This window comes from Hymenobacter jeollabukensis (genome assembly GCF_005771675.1).
GTDB classification, from domain to species: domain Bacteria; phylum Bacteroidota; class Bacteroidia; order Cytophagales; family Hymenobacteraceae; genus Solirubrum; species Solirubrum jeollabukense.
Genome location: NZ_VAJM01000009.1, coordinates 227,565 through 244,378 on the forward strand (window position 1 = coordinate 227,565; position 16,814 = coordinate 244,378).

Below are 16,814 nucleotides of genomic sequence, written 5' to 3' on the forward strand. Positions count from 1 at the left end.
CAACGAAATTAAACGGCCGTAGCCTCCTGCTGGGTGGGCACGATGGTCATCAGCGAGTCGAGGCCCAGAATCTCGAACACGTTGTGGACTTTGTCCTGCATGTTGAAGAATACCAGCTTCACGCCGGCATCCTGAAAGCGCTGCAGGTGCGAGATGAATACCCCCAGACCGGCCGAAGAGATGTAGTTAAGGCGCTGGCAGTCAATCATTACCTTGCGGTAATCGAGCACGTCGGGCTTGGTCAGCTCTGTGTCGAGCGACACCGAGGAGCTGGCGTCCAGCTCGCCGTCGAGGGCGAGGGTGAGGGTATCGGTGGAGGCGTGGGGTACAATTTTCATAGCTGAGTTCTACGCGGTGGTCAGGCGAGGGGTTGGGCGTTCTTGAACTTGATGATGAGCAGGGTCTGGTCGTCGAAGGGCGGCAGGCCGCGGCTGAACTCCTCCACGTCGCGGATGATGCTCTGCTTGATGTCCTCGGCTTCGAGGTAGTGGCTGCGTTCCAGGAGCTTACGCAGGCGGTCCTCGCCGTACTCCTCGTCCTGGGCGTTGCGCGCCTCCACGATGCCGTCGGTATACATGACCATCACGTCGCCGGGATTGTAGTCGTAGTACATGTTCTTGATGCGCTTCTCGTAGGCCGCCCCGTCGCGCAGAATGCCCAGGCCGAGGCCTTCCGTCTGGAAATAGAACGTTTCCTCGGTAATGGCATTGTAGTAGAGCGTGTGGCAGTGCCCGGCCCGCGCGAAGGCGAAGCCCCGCTCTTTGTAATCGACGATGTAGAAGGAAGCGGTGATAAACGAACTGCGCTCCAGGCAGTGGCTCAGGGCCTGATTGGCCATAGCCATGAACTTGCTCGGCTGCAGGGGCTGGCCCTTTTCGGGCTTGTCGAGCAGCATCAGCGAGTGGAAGATGCCCTTCATCTGGGCCACGTGGAAGGCCGCCGTGGTACCCTTGCCCGACACGTCGCCGATGATAATGGCAATGCGCGAGGCGCTCAGCTGCAGGAAGTCGTAGAAGTCGCCGCCCACTTCGCGGGCGGGCAGGCTGTGCCAGCGGATTTCAAACCAGCTGTCGGCGGGCAGGGTCTTCGGAATCAGGCTTTCCTGCACCAGGCTGGCAATCTTCAGCTCCTCCTTCACTCGCTCCGACTGCAAGGACTCCTGCAGCAGGCGCAGGTTTTCGATGCTGAGCACCGTCTGGTTGGTGAAGATCTGCAGCAGGCTGAGGTTTTCGCGGTCGAAGCCCTGGCGCGTTTCCTTCAGCAGGTAGAGCGTGCCGTAGTGGTGCTTGGTGGAGCGCAGCGGCATCACGATGAGCGAGCCGTAAGGAAGCTCCAGGGCGCGGAAGCCGGCGCTGTTGGGCAGGTCGTTGTTGAGGTACTCGATGTGGCCGATGTTGTAATCGGCCAGCAGGCGGCAGATACCTTCACGGGTGGACGCGTCTACCTGGTAGGAGAAGCCGGGCGCTCCGCCGTCGGTGTCGAGGTCGAGCCACGCGGCGTCGGCCTCCACCGTTTGCACGGCGGAATCAAACAGGAGCGAGTAGACCTCCTTTTCGCTTTGCCCTTTCTGAATCAGCTGGGAGAGGCGTTGCATGCTCAGGATTTCCTCGCGCTTCTGCTCGAATACGCCCGCAGTGGGCAGGTTGAACAGGGTCACGAGGAAGCCCATCACGGCGTAAAAACCGGCAAAGAAGCTGGTCAGGACCAGAAAGGCGTGCTGGGCCAGCGGGCCGGCCAGCTGCGGGTCGTCCTGCAGGCTATAGAAATAAGCCCCGAACACCGCCATGACGCCCAGAATAGCCAGCTGCAGAAACACGATTTCCCACTTCTGGCGGCGGTTCAGGTAGGCTATCCACTGCTGGTGCGCACTCAGGTACACGCCCAGGCCGGCCAGCAGCAGCAGCACCGGCAGGATAAACCAGGAAATCGTGTCGCCGCTGACCAGGCGGAACATCAGGGCCACGCCCAGCAGTACCTCAAACCAGCGCCATTCCTGCCGGATGCGCGGCTGGGAGCGGAAAAACACCAAGGACCGCCACGTGTAGCAGGTGCGGGCCAGGAAGTAGACGAAGAGGCCGAGGTTGATGACGTAGAACGTGTTCAGCAGCACCGGGCCGCGGTCGGGCACGTAGGCGGCGAGCAGGTGCTCGGTGAGGTGCAGCACCACGCACACGGCCGCCAGGGCGCCGGGCCAAACCAGCAGCTGGCGCAGCAGGGGCACAAACTCGGTGCCGCGCAGGCGGTCGGGGCGGGCCCGCTCGTGCAGGAAGACACCGGCGGCAAACAGGGCCTGGGTGGTCAGAATGGCCCAGTCGGGGGGAAAGCCCCAGCGGGCCGCCGCGGGTGGGCTGGCGCGCAACAACATGCACAGCAACAGCCCCAGCCAACTGAGCACCGCCACGGGCAGGGCTAGCGGAATAAGCTTGCGGAGCAGTGCAATCATGCGTGGTGGTGGAGAGGGCAAGGCGCCGTCAAAAAACGGCAACGAGGGCGACAGGAGGACCAAGATACGAACCACCCAGAAAATAGATAAGCCCTTTAACGGGCTTTTAATTAGGAGGTACTGGCAGTCAGCGGTATACCAAAACCGCCGCCCCAAAGTGGGCGGCGGTTCGGCGTAAAACAACTCGGAAAACGTCCGGAAGCAGCGTCAGCCGTTTCCGGATCAAGACCAGAATTAGCGGGAGCTGTAATTGGGCGCCTCGCGGGTAATCTGCACGTCGTGGGGGTGCGACTCGCGCAGGCCGGCGCCGGTGATGCGCACCATCTGGGCCTGCTGCAGGGCGGGCACGTCGGCGGCGCCCACGTAGCCCATGCCAGCGCGCAGGCCGCCCACCAGCTGGTAGAGCACCTCGGCGGTGCTGCCCTTGAAGGCCACGCGGCCCACGATGCCCTCGGGCACCAGCTTTTTCACGTCGTCTTCGGCGTCCTGGAAGTAGCGGTCCTTCGAGCCTTCCTCCATGGCCTCTACTGAGCCCATGCCGCGGTAGGTTTTGAATTTGCGGCCCTCGTAGATGATGACCTCGCCGGGGGCCTCCTCGGTGCCGGCCAGCAAGGAGCCGATCATGATGCTCGACGCGCCGCCGGCCAGGGCCTTCACCGCGTCGCCGGAGAACTTGATGCCGCCGTCGGCAATAACCGGCACGCCGGTGCCTTCGAGGCCGCGGGCGGCTTCCATCACGGCCGAGAGCTGCGGCACGCCGATGCCGGCAATGATGCGGGTGGTGCAGATAGAGCCAGGGCCCACGCCCACTTTCACGGCGTCGGCGCCGGCGTCGGCCAGGGCTTTGGCGCCCGCGGCGGTGGCCACGTTGCCGGCAATCAGCTCCAGGTTCGGGAATTCCTTTTTCACCCGGCTCACCATGTCAATCACGCCCTTGGAGTGGCCGTGGGCGGTGTCAATGCTGATAACGTCGACGCCGGCTTCCACCAGTGCCTTCACGCGGTCCAGAGTGTCGGGCGTGACGCCCACGGCGGCCCCGACGCGCAGGCGGCCAAACTCGTCCTTGCAGGCGCGGGGGCGGCTGCGGCGCTTCCGGATGTCGCGGTAGGTGATGAGGCCCTGCAGGCGGCCGTCGGCGTCCACCACCGGCAGTTTTTCCACCCGGTTGTCCTGCAGCACGATTTCGGCCTGGGCCAGGTCGGTACCCACGGGCGTGGTGATGAGCCGCTCGCCGGGCGTCATCAGCTCCGTGACGGGGCGGGCCGGGTCCTTCTCGAAGCGCATGTCGCGGGAGGTGAGCAGGCCCAGCAGGCGCCGCTCGCCGTCGACGATGGGAATGCCGCCGATTTTGTTGTCGCGCATCAGCTTCTGGGCGTCGCCCAGGGTGGCCGTGTTGCTGAGGGTAATGGGGTCGAGCACCATGCCGCTCTCGCTGCGCTTCACGCGGCGGACTTGGTTGGCCTGCTGCTTGATGCTCATGTTCTTGTGGATGAAGCCGATGCCGCCCTCCTGGGCCATGGCAATGGCCATGTCGGCCTCGGTCACCGTGTCCATGGCGGCCGAAACGAACGGGATGTTGAGGGTGATGCGGCGGGTGAGCCGGGTGCCGGCGTCGGCGTCGCGGGGCAGAACCTCGGAGTAAGCTGGCAGCAGCAGTACGTCGTCGTAGGTCAGGGCCTCGAAGGCAATCTTGGCGGCGGGGTCGGCGGCCATAGGCAAAAGGCTTTTAGCGTGGTTTACTCCTCTTGCCACGCAAAGCTACGGCGAATTTCGGACTCCCGACGAATCGGCGGCTTACTTAATGGAAAGCTGACGGGATACATGCCCGGGGCCAAGAACCAAACAAGAACGTCATTCCGAGCTTGTCGAGGAATCTCGCGTGGGTTCGTCCGAGAGTAGAATTCTCGTTGAACGAAAGGAATAGTACCCGAACATCAACACGCGAGATTCCTCGCCAAGCTCGGAATGACGTTCTGAGTAGCGGCGTAACTGGTGCTCAATATCCTGGCGGCAGCGGCGCGGCCATGGGCGCGTCCGCCCGCAAATCCAGGTTCAGCAGCAGGCTCAATTGCAGGGTGTGGTTGTGCTCGAATACCCGGCCGTTGCGCTGCTGTAGCAACTGATTGAGGTAGCCGGCTTCCAGGCGCACCAGTTTGGAAGCGGTGTAGCCCAGGCCGGCGTAGAGGCGGTTCTGATCGAAACGGTTGGGGGCATTGCGGCCAAAATTCACCAGGATTTCGTCGGAGGCAATGAGGTAGGGCATGCGCGTGGTCAGCCTGGGGCCGAGCAGGGGCAGCAGCAGGCCGAGCTGGTAGCGGGTGCGGTTCTGGTAGGTGAAGCGGTTGGCTTCGGGCCAGCGAATCCAGCGCTGCTCCAGGCGGTAGCGGTGCAGCAGCTGCACCCGGCCCGATACGTCCTGCACCTGCACCTGCTGATAAAAGCCGTGCTCGGGCGCCGATTCGGACGCGGCGAACTGGCCGTAGGGGTAAATCTTCTGGTAGAGCGCGCCGGCGCCCAGCTGAAAGTGCTGGCCGAGGTGGTAGTTGGCGGCGAGGCGCAGCACCGTTTGCTGGGGCTTGCGGCCCTGGTCGGCGCGGCGCAGCTGCATTTCGGCGTAGCTGCTCCACTTATCGGTGAGGCGCAGCTGGCCGGCGCCGACCAGCCAAAGGTTGTCGTTGCGTTCGGCCACGCGGGCTTCGGGCAGCTGTTGGGCGGCGACGAACAAAGGAAGGAAGAAGGCCAGCAGCGGGCCGGTAGCGCGGAAAAGTGCAGTCATGCCGGGGCGGGAAAAAAGGCGGACGACCAGTGTTATCAAACTGTTACCGAAGATCGGTCAAGGTTACGGGAATGTTACGCTTTGGTATGTTAAGTTTTCGGCCGGTGTATGTTAAGTTTTTCGGGATGCGGTGCCGCCCGCGGAGCCGGGGCTGGCTGCCCCGCGCCAACTTTGCGTACTTGCAGGGCCGCTTGGCCCCAATGCTCCCGCCCGTGTCCACCTCCCCCAACGAAATTGAAGTCAGCTCCTGGGAGGAGCTGCAGCACGTCCTGTTCCGCGACACCTGGGACGGCCGCCTCGGCCGGTTCCGCTCGCCGTTTGTGTACCGGGGGGTACGTTCCAGGGCCTACACCCTCAGCACCAGCCTGCAGCGCCTCGGCGGGCCCTACCACGAGCTGGAAAACCACTTGCTGCGCAACTTCCGCAAGTACGCCCACGACACGGCCGTGCCCGATCATTCCTCGGTGTGGGACTGGCTGGCGGTGGCCCAGCACCACGGTCTGCCCACCCGCCTGCTCGACTGGACGTACTCGCCCTACGTGGCCCTGCACTTCGCCACCGACGACCTCGAAGCCTACGACCAGGATGGCGTTATCTGGGCGCTGAACTACGTGAAGGCGGCCGAGTACATGCCCCAGCGGCTGCGCGAGGCCCTGCGCGCCGAGGGCTCCAACGTGTTTACGCCCGAGCTGCTGCAGCCCGTGTGCCGCAACCTGCGCGAGCTGGGCGACATGCAGCCCGAGCAGCCGTTTCTGCTGTTTCTGGAGCCGCCCTCGCTGGATGCGCGCATCATCCACCAGTACGCTTTGTTCGCCCTTATGTCGACGCCGCACGCCAACCTGGACAGCTGGCTGGAAGAGCACCCGGAGCTGTTTTACCGCATCATCCTGCCGGCCCGCCTGAAGTGGGAAACCCGCGACAAGCTCGATCAGGCCAATATCACCGAGCGGGTGCTGTTCCCGGGCCTGAGCGGACTGAGCCGCTGGCTGCACCGCCACTACAGCCCCACCACCGGCCACGGCGGCCAGCCCCTCGACTCCGGCCGCGACCCGCTGGGTTAGTAGATAGCGGATTCGTAGCCGCTGGCTGGTGCGGGCCGAATCCGTAGCTTGGCCGACCAACCCAACGGCCCCGTCATGGTTATTGCCCAGCTCAGCGACACCCACATCAACGACGACGCGCCGGAGGCCGCCGTCCGGCTACGGGCGGCCGTGGCGCACCTGCTGCACCTGCCGGCCGTGCCCGACATCGTCCTGCTCACCGGCGACTGCGCCGAGCACGGTACGGCCAGCGAATACGCGCAGCTGCGGGAGCTGCTGCGGCCGCTGACCGTGCCCGTCTACGTCATCCTCGGCAACCACGACGACCGGCCGCGGCTGCGGGCGCTGTTCGGGGCGCAGGGCGAGCAGACCATGCCCGAATTCATGCAGTACACAGTGGCGGCCGGGCCGCTGCGGCTGCTGGCGCTGGATACTCACGTGCCGGGGCAGGACGGCGGCACGCTGTGCCCCGCCCGCCTGCAGTGGCTGGAGGAGCGACTCACGGAGCAGCCCGAGCGGCCCACCATCATCCTGATGCACCACCCGCCGTTCCGCTGCGGCCTCGCGCCCTTCGACGCCATCGGACTGGACGCCATAGCCGAATTCGGCGCCGTGCTAGCCCGGCACCCGCAGGTGACGCGCGTGCTGGCCGGGCACCTGCACATGGCCATGCAGCGGCCCCTGCACTCAGCCCTGGCGGTTACCTGCCCCTCCACACTACACCAGCTGCTGGCTGATGTTCGGCGCCCGGCCGGGCTGGAAGTCCGGTTCGACCCGCCCGCCGTGCTGCTGCACACCTGGTCGGACGATACCGGTCTGCTCACGCACACCAGCCCCATCGGGGAGCCTGGGCCAGTAGTCGTCATGCACGACGGGCAGCAGTGGCAGGCGCCACCGTGGCCGGTGCGCGGGTGAGGTAGCGCGAAGCTCTGCTGCGCGTATTCAGCGCGTTAATCATCGATATACCTAACCTGTTCTGCGGCAATCGTTCGGAATACGCGCAGCAGAGCTTCGCGCTACGGCGCTACATGCCTTCCAGCCGCTTCTTGGTCAGCTTAGTGGGAATGTGGTTCATAGGGTCGTCGGGCCAGGGGTGCTTGGGGTAGCGGCCCTTCAGGTCCTTGCGCACCTCGAAGTAGCCTTTCTCCCAGAAGCTGCGCAGGTCGCGGGTGACCTGGGCGGGGCGGCCGCCGGGGCTGAGCAGGTGCAGCAGCAGCGGCACTCGGCCGGCGGCCACGGCGGGCGTTTCTACCAGCCCAAACAGCTCCTGCAGCTTCACGGCCAGCACCGGCGCGGCCGGGTCGCCGTAGTCGATGCGGACGTGGGAGCCGCTGGGCACTTCCAAGTGCGCGGGTGCGAGACGGTCCAGCTCCTGGCGCTGGGCCCAACCGCCGGGCAGGCGCTGCAGCAGCAGCTCAGCCACGTCGAGGCGGCCTACGTCGGCGAGGCTGCGCAGGCCGGCCAGGTTGGGCGCCAGCCACTCGTCGGCATCGGCCAGCAGGGCTTCGGTGGAGGCGGCGGGCCAGTCGGCGGGATTGAGGTGGTGCAGGAAGGTCAGCCGCTCGCGCAGCTGCTGGGCGTGCTCGGTCCAGTTGAGGGCGCGCAGCTCCCCGTCGCGCACGGCCGTGAGCAGGGCCGCCGCCACGTCGTCGGCGCTGGGGTTGGGCAGGTTGGTTTCCGACAGCACCAGCGCGCCCAGGCGGCGCAGCTTGCGGGCCAGCACCCGGCCGGTAGCCGCGTCGAACTGCACTTCAGCCTGCTCGCTGATTTGCTCCCGGAACAGCTCTTCTACCTCCACCTTGGTCAGCGGCGCGGCCAGGGCGGCGCGGGGCGCGTTGGCGGGGCCGTCGAGGTGGGCGGCGGCGAAAAACACGTCGGAGCCGGCGAAAAACTCGGCTGGCAGCTGCACCCGCTGTCCGGTGACGAGGCGCAGCCGGTCCGAGCCTTCGCGCTGGCCGAGGCGGTCGGGGTAGGCGAGGGCGGCCAGCAGGCCGGCTACGTCGGGCTCCAGGTCGGCTGATTTCACGCCGGCGCGGCCCCGCAGGGCAGTAGCGGCTTCGCGGACGCGGCGTAGGCCCTGGCTGTCGGGCTGCAGGCCGGGCAGGGGCGCGCGGCCGGTTTGCAGGGCTTCGAGGCGCAGACGCAGGTCGGGCGGGGCGGGGCGGCCGTCGGTGGCGCGCAGGATGTCGCGCTCGGCCAGCAGGGCGGCGAGGGCGCAGGCCGTGGGGCCGTGGCCCAGCTCCCGGCCGCGCACCACCAAGTGGCCCAGGCGCGGCGGCAAGCCCAGGCGGGCCAGCTCGCGGCCGTGCGGGGTGGGCTGACCGGCCGGCGTGAGGGCGCCGAGGCGCACCAGCAGCTCCCGGGCCTGGGCCAGCGCCGGGGCGGGCGGGGCATCGAGCCAGAGCAGATTTTGCGCTTCGGCGCCCCACAAGGCCAGCTCCAGGGCCAGGGCGCTGAGGTCGGCGGTGAGGATTTCGGGCGCGAGGTGGGCGGGCAGCGCGGCCTGGTCGATTTCGGGCCAGAGGCGGTAGCACACGCCGGGGCCGAGGCGGCCAGCGCGGCCCCGGCGCTGGTCGGCGGCGGCCTGGCTGACGGGCACGGTTTCGAGCGTGGTGAGGCCGGTGCGGGCAATGAAGCGCGGCACCCGGGCAAAGCCGCCGTCCACGACCACCCGCACGCCTTCGATGGTGAGGCTGGTTTCGGCAATGCTGGTGGCCAGCACCACCTTGCGCCGGCCGGCGGGGGCGGGGCGCAGGGCGGCATCCTGCTTGTCGAGCGGCAACTCGCCGTGCAGCACGTGAAGGTCGATTTCCGTGGGCAGCGTGGCTTCCAGCTTTTCGCCCACGCGGCGCTGGTCGGCCAGGCCGGGCAGGAATACCAGCACATCGCCGGCTTGGGTGTTCAGCGCCTCGCGCACGGTGGCGGGCGTCAACTCGGCCAGCCGCTCGCCGGGGCGGTTCGAGAGGCCGGCGGCGCGGCGCGGGCTCAGGTAAATCGTTTCGACGGGGTACATGCGGCCCTCGCTCGTCACCACCGGGGCCTGCAGCCAGGGGCCGAGCCGGGCCGCGTCCAGCGTGGCCGACATCACGACGAGGCGCAGATCGGGCCGCAGTACCTGCTGGGCGTCGAGGGTGAGGGCCAGGCCCAGGTCGGCCTGCAGGCTGCGCTCGTGAAACTCGTCGAAGAGCACGGCGGCCACGCCTTCCAGGGCCGGGTCGTCCTGCACCATGCGCGTGAGGATGCCCTCGGTGACGACTTCGATGCGGGTGCGGGCCGAAACCTTGTTTTCGAGGCGCACGCGGTAGCCGACGGTCTGGCCCACTGGCTCACCCAGCAGCTGGGCCATGCGGGTGGCGGCGGCGCGGGCGGCCAGCCGGCGCGGCTCCAGCACGATGATTTTGCCTTCCGCGGGCCGCCAGGGCGCGTCCAGCAGGGCCAGCGGCACCAGCGTGGTCTTGCCGGCGCCCGGCGGGGCCTGCAGCACGACGCGGTTGCCGGCCACCAGGGCCGCCAGCAGCTCGGGCAGCGCGGCGCGAATCGGCAGATCGGGGAAGGTCAAGTGGTGAAGTGGTGAGATGGTGAACTGGTGAGTTGACGTTCTGGCTTGGTAGACGGCACTCACCAGTTCACCATCTCACCACTTCACTAATTAATACACCGGCACCTGCGGGTCGACTTTCACCGACCAGGCGTGGATGCCGCCGCGCAGGTTCAGCAGGTTCTGCAGGCCGTGGCGGTGCTGCAGGTAGGCCAGGGCCTGCATGGAGCGCACGCCGTGGTGGCAGATGAGCACCACCGGCTGCTCGGGGCTGATTTCGTCGGTGCGGCGGGCCAGCTCGCCCAGCGGAATGAGCTGGCTACCCGCGATACGGCAGTACTCAAACTCCTCGGGCTGGCGCACGTCCACCAGCTGCAGGGTTTCGCCGGCGGCCAGCCGGTCGCGGAGTTGTTCGGGCGTGAGTTCGGGCAGGGACATGCGGCGGTGAAATGGCGAGATGGTGAAATGGGGCGTTGATGTTCGGGAGGTGCGGTGCTGCGCGTTTCGCGCAAGCAGGACGGCACTCACCAGCTCACCATCTCGCCATTTCACCGACAAAAGTAGCTTCGGAGTCGTTAGCTTTGACGGCGCCACGCGTTGGCTGCCCGCTCCGTCCACCGTTTCGTTTCTCTGTTTTGTCCTGGTATGACCTTCTGACCGCGGTGGCCGGCACCGGCCCGCTGGAGTGGGCGGCCTTTGCCACCGGGCTGGCCTGCGTGGTGCTGGCGGCCGTGGGCACCATCTGGAATTTCCCGGTAGCCATCGTCAGCTGCGCGTTTTACGTGGTGGTGTTTCACCGCGCCCAGCTGTATTCCGACCGCAACCTGCAGTTCGTGTTCATTGCCATGAGCGTGTACGGCTGGTACGAGTGGCTGCGCGGCGGCAAGGCGCACACGGCCCTGGTCGTGACGCATTCGACGGCGCGGGAGTGGCTGTGGCTGACCCTGGCCGGGGCCTGCTACACCGGCGGTTTCGGCTACTACCTGGCCCATCACACCGACGCCGCGCTGCCGTTTCTCGATTCGCTGACCACCGCCATCAGCCTGATGGCCCAGTACCTGATGACGCGCAAGCGCCTGGAAAACTGGCTGCTGTGGATTCTGGTTGATATCATTTACGTGCCGATGTACTGGGTCAAGAGCCTGCACGCCACCAGCGGGCTGTACCTGCTCTACCTCGGCATTGCCGCCTTCGGCTACTGGGAGTGGCGCCGACTGATGCGCCAGGCCCAGGCCGCTCCCGCCTTCGACACCGCTACTCCACCCACCCGCTGATGCTGCGCGTTGCCCTCACTGGTCCCGAATCGACGGGCAAAACCACGCTTAGCCAGCAGCTGGCTGCCCGCTACGGCACGCTGTGGGTGCCCGAATACGCCCGCGAGTACCTCGACCAGCACGGCATCGGCCTCGACTACACCCCCGACGACCTCGAAGCCATTGCCCGCGGGCAGCTGGCCGCCGAAGAAGCCGCCGTGGCCGAAGCCGAAGCCCGCGGCCTGCCGGTCATCTTCTGCGACACCGAGCTGCTGGTCATCAAGGTATGGGCCGAGCATGCCTTCGGGCAGTGCCCCAACTGGGTGCGCGAGCAAATCGAGCAGCACCGCTACGACCTGATTCTGCTGCTGGGCACCGACATTCCCTGGGAGCCCGACCCGCGCCGCGAGCATCCGCACCTGCGCCAGTATTTCTACGAGCTGTACCGCCGCGAGCTGAACGGGCAGCTCTCGAACTTCGCCGAAATCAGCGGCCCGGCGGCCCACCGCCTGGAAGAAGCCTGCTTCCTGGTCGATACCCTGCTGGGCCGCGTGCCCGATTCCATCCTGCCCGGCCGCGACCCGTTTCAACTACCCTTATGAGCGCCTATTTCCTCGAAAACGAGCAGTGCCGCGTGCGCGTCAACCAGCACGGCGCCGAGCTGAGCAGCCTCGTGCGCAAAGACCTCGACGGCCTCGAATACCTCTGGCAAGCCGACCCGGCGGTGTGGGCCCGCCACGCGCCGGTGCTGTTTCCCATCGTCGGCCGCCTGCCCGAGGATACGTATTACCACCAGGGTCAGGCCTACCGCCTGTCCCAGCACGGCTTCGCCCGCGACCGGGCCTTCGAGCTGGTGCGCGCGTCGGCCACCGAGGTGCAGCTGCGCCTGACGGACGACGCCGCAAGCCAGCAGGCGTTTCCCTTCGCTTTCGAGCTGACCATCACGCACCGGCTCCAGGGAACCACCGTGCACGTTATCTGGGAGGTGCGCAACCCGGCCGCCGACCAGGAGCTGCTCTTCAGCATCGGCGCGCACCCGGCCTTCCGCTGCCCGCTGCTGCCCGAGGAAACCTTCGAGGACTACGCTTTCCGCTTCGACCACCCGGTGCAGCTGGAGCGCCACCTGCTGCAGGGCGGTTTGCTGAACGGCCAGACCGAAGCCGTGCCGACCAATGGGCAGGAGCTGCCGCTGAGCTACGAGCTGTTTGCCCACGATGCGCTGGTGCTGAAGCACTACGACTTCACCCGCCTGGCCCTGGTGAGCCGCCGCAGCCCCCGGGCCGTGCAGATGCAGTTCGACGGCTTTCCCTACCTCGGCCTCTGGACCAAGGGCCCCGGTGCCCCGTTCGTGTGCATCGAGCCCTGGCACGGCATTGCCAGCAGCGTGGGCGACCCCGCCGAGCTGGCCGACAAGGAAGGTATTCTGACGTTGGCGCCCGGCGCCTCGTTCCGGGCCGCCTACACCATCAGCGCCGAGTAAGCGGTGGAAATCCGCCTCATTCCCGCCGCCGCTACCTACGACCTACGCCACCGCGTGCTCTGGCCCGACCAGCCGGCGGCCTACGTCGAGCTGCCCGAGGATGCGGCGGGCTGGCATTACGGCGCGTTCGAGGACGGGCAGCTGCGCAGCGTGGTGTCGTTGTTCGTCGACGGCGAAGTGGCGCGTTTCCGCAAGTTTGCCACCGAGCCCGCGTGGCAGGGAAGGGGCATCGGGTCGGCTTTGCTGCGGCACATGATGCAAGAAGCCGCCGAGCATGGGGCCCGGCGGCTGTGTTGTGATGCCCGGCAGGAGAAGGCCGGTTTTTACCAGAAGTTCGGCTTCGGTGTGGAGGGGGAGCCGTTCTACAAAGGCCCGATTCCCTACGTGCGCATGAGCTGCGCGCTGCCGGCGGCGGGCTGAAAACTTAGAGCAGCATCGGCTCGCGCGGGCGCACCGGGCGGCGGTTGTAGTCGGGCTCCCAGTCGTTGATGGGGCGCGAGATGCCCGGCGGCAAGTCCAGGTCGGGCAGGCCGTCGTCGAGCGGTTCGCCGCCGTCGTCGTCGTTGTCGGTGGCGGGCGGGCGGTAGGGCGTGGGGCGCGGCATCACCATGAAGTAGGCCAGAATGGTGAGGACCACGAGGGAGTAGATAAGGCTAATCATGGCGGTTTCCGGGCTGGGGTGACAACCGGCGCCACGGCGTCGGCTATGTAGCTGGTAACGGGACAAGGGCCGGCCTGGTTTTGGTCGGACCCGGTTTTTTGCGGGGGAGCGGCGTCACAGGTAATATACTTAAGGGTAGTGGGTTATCCTAACTATTGGAGCTGCGTCAGGCGTGGTCATGGCAAGTCTGCCGGGACAATACCAGACGTCCTGCTGAGCCCCGCGAAGCAGCCCTGCCGCCTCGCGGAACAATCCAGATGAAGCGGTAGAGATGTTTCGCGGGGCTCAGCAGGACGGTCCTGCTTACCCCCGCCGCTTTCCGGATGGAAACCCAAAAGTTGCGGCAATCCGCGCCCGCCGCTACCTTTGCGCCGCGTTTAGGGGTGCTTTGCCGTACGCAGCAAAGCTGAGATGATACCCATTGAACCTGATTCGGCTAATACCGACGAAGGGAACAAACGGTCCGCGAGCGAGCAAACCATGACTCCGACCCCTGGGGTGTGGCTTCGTTCCATTTTTTTCCATTCACACCTTGTTTAAGTTGTCGAATCTGCCGGGGGCAGCGCTGCTAGCGTGCCTGCCCATCGGCGCGGCGTGGGCCCAGGGCCCCGTCAGCGGCACCGTCACCGACGGCCGCACCCAACAGGGCCTGCCCGGGGCCACCATCCTGCTCGACGGCACGGCCGTGGGCACCACCGACGCCAGCGGGGCGTACCAGGTGCCGGCCGTGGCGGCCGGCGCGCACGAGCTGCGCATCACCTTCGTGGGCTACGACGCGGCCACGCGCTCGGTGCAGGGCCAGCCCGGCGCCCAGCAGCTGAGTCTGGCTTTGCAGCCCGGCAGCGTGCTCACCGGCGAGGCGCTGGTAACGGCCAGCCGCGCCAACGACCGCACCGGCACGGCCTACACCAACCTGAGCAAGGAAGACCTGGAGAAGCGCAACTTCGGTCAGGACATTCCCTACCTGCTCGACCAGACGCCCTCCGTCGTGACCAGCTCCGATGCCGGCACGGGCATCGGCTACACCGGCCTGCGCATTCGGGGCACGGGCATCGAGGGCATCAACGTGATGGTGAACGGGGTGCCGCTCAACGACGCGGAGTCGCATGGGGCGTTTTTCGTGAACCTGCCCGACCTGGCCTCCTCGACGACCTCCCTGCAGATTCAGCGCGGGGTGGGCACCAGCCAGAACGGCGGGGCAGCTTTCGGGGCCAGCCTGAACCTGAGCACCCTGGCCCAGCGGCGCGAGGCCTACGCCGAAAGCCAGAACAGCTTCGGCTCCTACCACACCTGGAAAAACAACGTCTCGTTCGGCACCGGGCTGGTGGGCAAGTACTTCACCTTCGACGGCCGCCTCTCGCGCCTGGCCTCCGAGGGCTACATCGACCGGGCCTCGTCGGACCTGAAGTCGTACTACTTCGCGGCGGGCTACCAGCGCGGCAGCACGCTGCTGAAGTTCATCACCTTCTCAGGCCGCGAGAAAACCTACCAGGCCTGGAACGGCGTGCCGGAGGAGTTGCTCAAAACCAACCGCCGCTACAACGAGTTCACCTACGACAACCAGACCGACAACTACCAGCAAAACCACTACCAGCTGCACCTGGCCCAGGGCATCGGGGCCGACTGGAACCTGGCGGCGGCCCTGCACCTGACGCGCGGCTTTGGCTATTACGAAGAATACAAAACCGACCGGGCACTGGCTGATTACGGGCTGGCGCCGGTGGTGCTGGGTGATACCACCATTGAGTACACCGACCTGATCCGGCGCAAGTGGCTGGACAACTACTTCTACGGCGGCACCGTGGCCCTGAACTACCAGCCGCGCCACAACGACCGGCTGCAGGCCACCGTGGGCGGCGCCTGGAACCGCTACGACGGCGACCATTACGGCGAGGTCATCTGGGCGCAGTACGCCTCCAACGGTGCCATTCGCCACCGCTACTACTTCAACGACGCCACCAAGACCGACTTCAACACCTACGCCCGCGCCACCTGGCAGGTGCTGCCACGCCTGGGCGTGTACGGCGACGCGCAGGTGCGCCACATCGGCTACGACATTCGGGGGCTCGACGACGACAAGCGCGACGTGACCACCCACGCCCGCTACACCTTCTTCAACCCCAAGGCCGGCGCCACCTTCGACCTGGCTACGGGCAGCCAGCTCTACGGCAGCGTGGCCGTGGGCCAGCGCGAGCCGGTGCGCTCCGACTTCACCGACCGCCCCACCACCGACCGCGCCAAGGCCGAGCACCTGACCGATTTCGAAGCGGGCTACCGCCTCACCCAGGCCACCGACTCCTGGCTGGGCCGCGGTACCAGCCTGCGCCTGGAAGTGAACTACTTCTACATGGACTACCGCAACCAGCTAGTCAACACCGGGCAGCTGAACGACGTGGGCTCGGCCATCCGCACCAACATCCCGCGCAGCTTCCGCACGGGCGTGGAGCTGACTGGGGCCGCCGGGCTGCTGCAAAACCGCCTTACCCTGAGCAGCACCCTCACGCTGAGCCGCAACCAGCTGCGCAACTACCTCGAAACGGTGTACGTGTACGACGACGACTATAACCTGCTCGACACCCGCGAGCTGACGTACCGCAACTCCACCATTTCCTACTCGCCTGCGGTGGTATCGGCCAGCACGGTGGAGGGCGAGCCGCTGAAAGGCCTGCGCTTGGCCTTGCTCTACAAAACCGTCAGCCGCCAGTACCTCGACAACTCGGCCAGCGCGGCCCGCAGCATTCCGGCCTACCAGGTGATGGACCTGCGCCTGCGCTACACGCTGCGCCCCTCGTGGATGCGGGAGCTGGAGCTGGGCCTGCTGGTCAACAACCTGCTGAATAAGGAGTACGTGAACAACGGCTATACCTTCGGCAACTTCGACCCCGCCGGCCAGCGCCTGAGCTACAACTACTACTACCCCCAGGCCACGCGCAACTTCCTGGCTTCGGTGGGCGTGAAGTTCTAGATTCAGAACCAGGCCGCTAATTGCAGAGCCCGGCGCGTCAAATGGATGCGCCGGGCTTTTGCTTTGGGTGCTATCCGGCGGGCAAAAATCCAGTTCCGGCCCCGGCCGAAGGCAAAACCTCTTTCCCTGAGCGGCGGGATTAACTATATTTGTAGCCCCCGCTTTGCATCGTGCTGTTTCTCACCACCATATTGCCCCGTCTGCGCTTCAGTCTGCTGGCCGCTACCCTGCTGCTGGTCGTCGGGCTGAACAACCAGGCCGTAGCCACCTTCCGCGTCGCGGCCAAGGCTGGCGCGCCGGCGCGGGTGACGGGCGCGCCCAAGGGCACGGTGGTGAAGCAGAAGGTGATGCTGGAAGCCACGAGCCAACTCGGCCCCTGGCTGCAGCCCGCCGCCGAAGCCTGGGAGCCCGCGGCCCCTGCGGCCGCCACCCGAATTGCCTGGTTCCGGGCCACCGCGCCCGCCGTACGGCCCTCGGCCGTACCCGACTGGTTCCGCACGCGCCTGCTGGAAGCGGCGCTGTCGCCGCACGCGCCCTAGGGCGGCCGCGCGCCGCATTGGGCGCGCCGGCCCCGGCTTTAGGCGAAGCCTGAGCGGATGGCCGAAAAACGGAAGCAGGTTTTCTGACCTGCGTCAGCCGAAGAGGCGGCCGCGTAGCC

At 66.7% G+C, this 16,814-nt stretch carries 15 protein-coding genes and 1 riboswitch; of the genes, 8 read left to right on the plus strand and 7 right to left on the minus strand.

The features are described 5' to 3' along the window. Nucleotides 1–8: 8 nt before the first annotated feature. The 4 genes from FDY95_RS17860 to FDY95_RS17875 form a co-directional block, all read right to left on the minus strand. Entirely contained in the window at nt 9–338 is a 330-nt protein-coding gene (locus tag FDY95_RS17860) for an STAS domain-containing protein (RefSeq protein ID WP_138079846.1), read from the minus strand. Between the two features lie 20 nt (nt 339–358). Then, nucleotides 359–2,443, minus strand: coding sequence for a GAF domain-containing SpoIIE family protein phosphatase (locus FDY95_RS17865; RefSeq protein WP_138079847.1), 2,085 nt, complete (start codon nt 2,441–2,443; stop codon nt 359–361). A 234-nt stretch (nt 2,444–2,677) separates the two neighbouring features. Continuing rightward, the gene (gene guaB, locus FDY95_RS17870) at nt 2,678–4,156 is read right to left on the minus strand and encodes an IMP dehydrogenase (RefSeq protein ID WP_138079848.1); all 1,479 of its coding nucleotides are present in this window, start codon (nt 4,154–4,156) and stop codon (nt 2,678–2,680) included. Between the two features lie 283 nt (nt 4,157–4,439). Next, nucleotides 4,440–5,219, minus strand: coding sequence for a DUF2490 domain-containing protein (locus FDY95_RS17875; RefSeq protein ID WP_138079849.1), 780 nt, complete (start codon nt 5,217–5,219; stop codon nt 4,440–4,442). A gap of 212 nt (nt 5,220–5,431) precedes the next feature. On the opposite strand from FDY95_RS17875, the gene FDY95_RS17880 reads away from it, so the two are divergent. Continuing rightward, nucleotides 5,432–6,280: an FRG domain-containing protein gene (locus FDY95_RS17880; RefSeq protein ID WP_246074067.1), complete on the plus strand. Its 849-nt coding sequence runs from the start codon at nt 5,432–5,434 to the stop codon at nt 6,278–6,280. 48 nt (nt 6,281–6,328) lie between these two features. Next, nucleotides 6,329–7,174 (plus strand): phosphodiesterase, encoded by an 846-nt coding sequence (locus FDY95_RS17885; protein ID WP_138079851.1) that lies wholly within the window; start codon nt 6,329–6,331, stop codon nt 7,172–7,174. A 109-nt stretch (nt 7,175–7,283) separates the two neighbouring features. Here FDY95_RS17885 and hrpB read toward each other — a convergent pair whose 3' ends face one another. Both hrpB and FDY95_RS17895 read right to left on the minus strand, forming a co-directional pair. After that, the gene (gene hrpB, locus FDY95_RS17890; protein WP_138079852.1) at nt 7,284–9,818 is read right to left on the minus strand and encodes an ATP-dependent helicase HrpB; all 2,535 of its coding nucleotides are present in this window, start codon (nt 9,816–9,818) and stop codon (nt 7,284–7,286) included. A 90-nt stretch (nt 9,819–9,908) separates the two neighbouring features. After that, a complete protein-coding gene (locus tag FDY95_RS17895; RefSeq protein ID WP_138079853.1) occupies nt 9,909–10,235 on the minus strand; it encodes a rhodanese-like domain-containing protein in 327 nt (108 codons plus the stop codon). Between the two features lie 197 nt (nt 10,236–10,432). On the opposite strand from FDY95_RS17895, the gene pnuC reads away from it, so the two are divergent. The 4 genes from pnuC to FDY95_RS17915 are packed head-to-tail and all read left to right on the plus strand — an operon-like array spanning nt 10,433 to nt 12,950. After that, on the plus strand, nt 10,433–11,071 hold the full coding sequence (gene pnuC / locus FDY95_RS17900; protein ID WP_171025730.1) for a nicotinamide riboside transporter PnuC: 639 nt from the start codon (nt 10,433–10,435) through the stop codon (nt 11,069–11,071). After that, complete coding sequence (locus FDY95_RS17905; protein WP_138079855.1) at nt 11,071–11,652, plus strand: AAA family ATPase; 582 nt, start codon at nt 11,071–11,073, stop codon at nt 11,650–11,652. The genes pnuC and FDY95_RS17905 overlap by 1 nt, the downstream gene beginning before the upstream one ends. Continuing rightward, entirely contained in the window at nt 11,649–12,530 is an 882-nt protein-coding gene (locus FDY95_RS17910; protein WP_138079856.1) for an aldose 1-epimerase family protein, read from the plus strand. The genes FDY95_RS17905 and FDY95_RS17910 overlap by 4 nt, the downstream gene beginning before the upstream one ends. Nucleotides 12,531–12,533: 3 nt before the next feature. Continuing rightward, on the plus strand, nt 12,534–12,950 hold the full coding sequence (locus FDY95_RS17915) for a GNAT family N-acetyltransferase (RefSeq protein WP_138079857.1): 417 nt from the start codon (nt 12,534–12,536) through the stop codon (nt 12,948–12,950). Between the two features lie 4 nt (nt 12,951–12,954). On the opposite strand, the gene FDY95_RS17920 is transcribed toward FDY95_RS17915, so the two are convergent. Next, complete coding sequence (locus FDY95_RS17920; RefSeq protein ID WP_138079858.1) at nt 12,955–13,191, minus strand: hypothetical protein; 237 nt, start codon at nt 13,189–13,191, stop codon at nt 12,955–12,957. A gap of 369 nt (nt 13,192–13,560) precedes the next feature. Then, a riboswitch (TPP riboswitch) is annotated at nt 13,561–13,664 on the plus strand. Between the two features lie 59 nt (nt 13,665–13,723). Here FDY95_RS17920 and FDY95_RS17925 point away from each other — a divergent pair. Continuing rightward, nucleotides 13,724–16,156, plus strand: coding sequence for a TonB-dependent receptor (locus FDY95_RS17925; RefSeq protein ID WP_246074068.1), 2,433 nt, complete (start codon nt 13,724–13,726; stop codon nt 16,154–16,156). 170 nt (nt 16,157–16,326) lie between these two features. Then, the gene (locus FDY95_RS17930; RefSeq protein WP_138079859.1) at nt 16,327–16,695 is read left to right on the plus strand and encodes a hypothetical protein; all 369 of its coding nucleotides are present in this window, start codon (nt 16,327–16,329) and stop codon (nt 16,693–16,695) included. Nucleotides 16,696–16,814 lie beyond the last annotated feature (119 nt).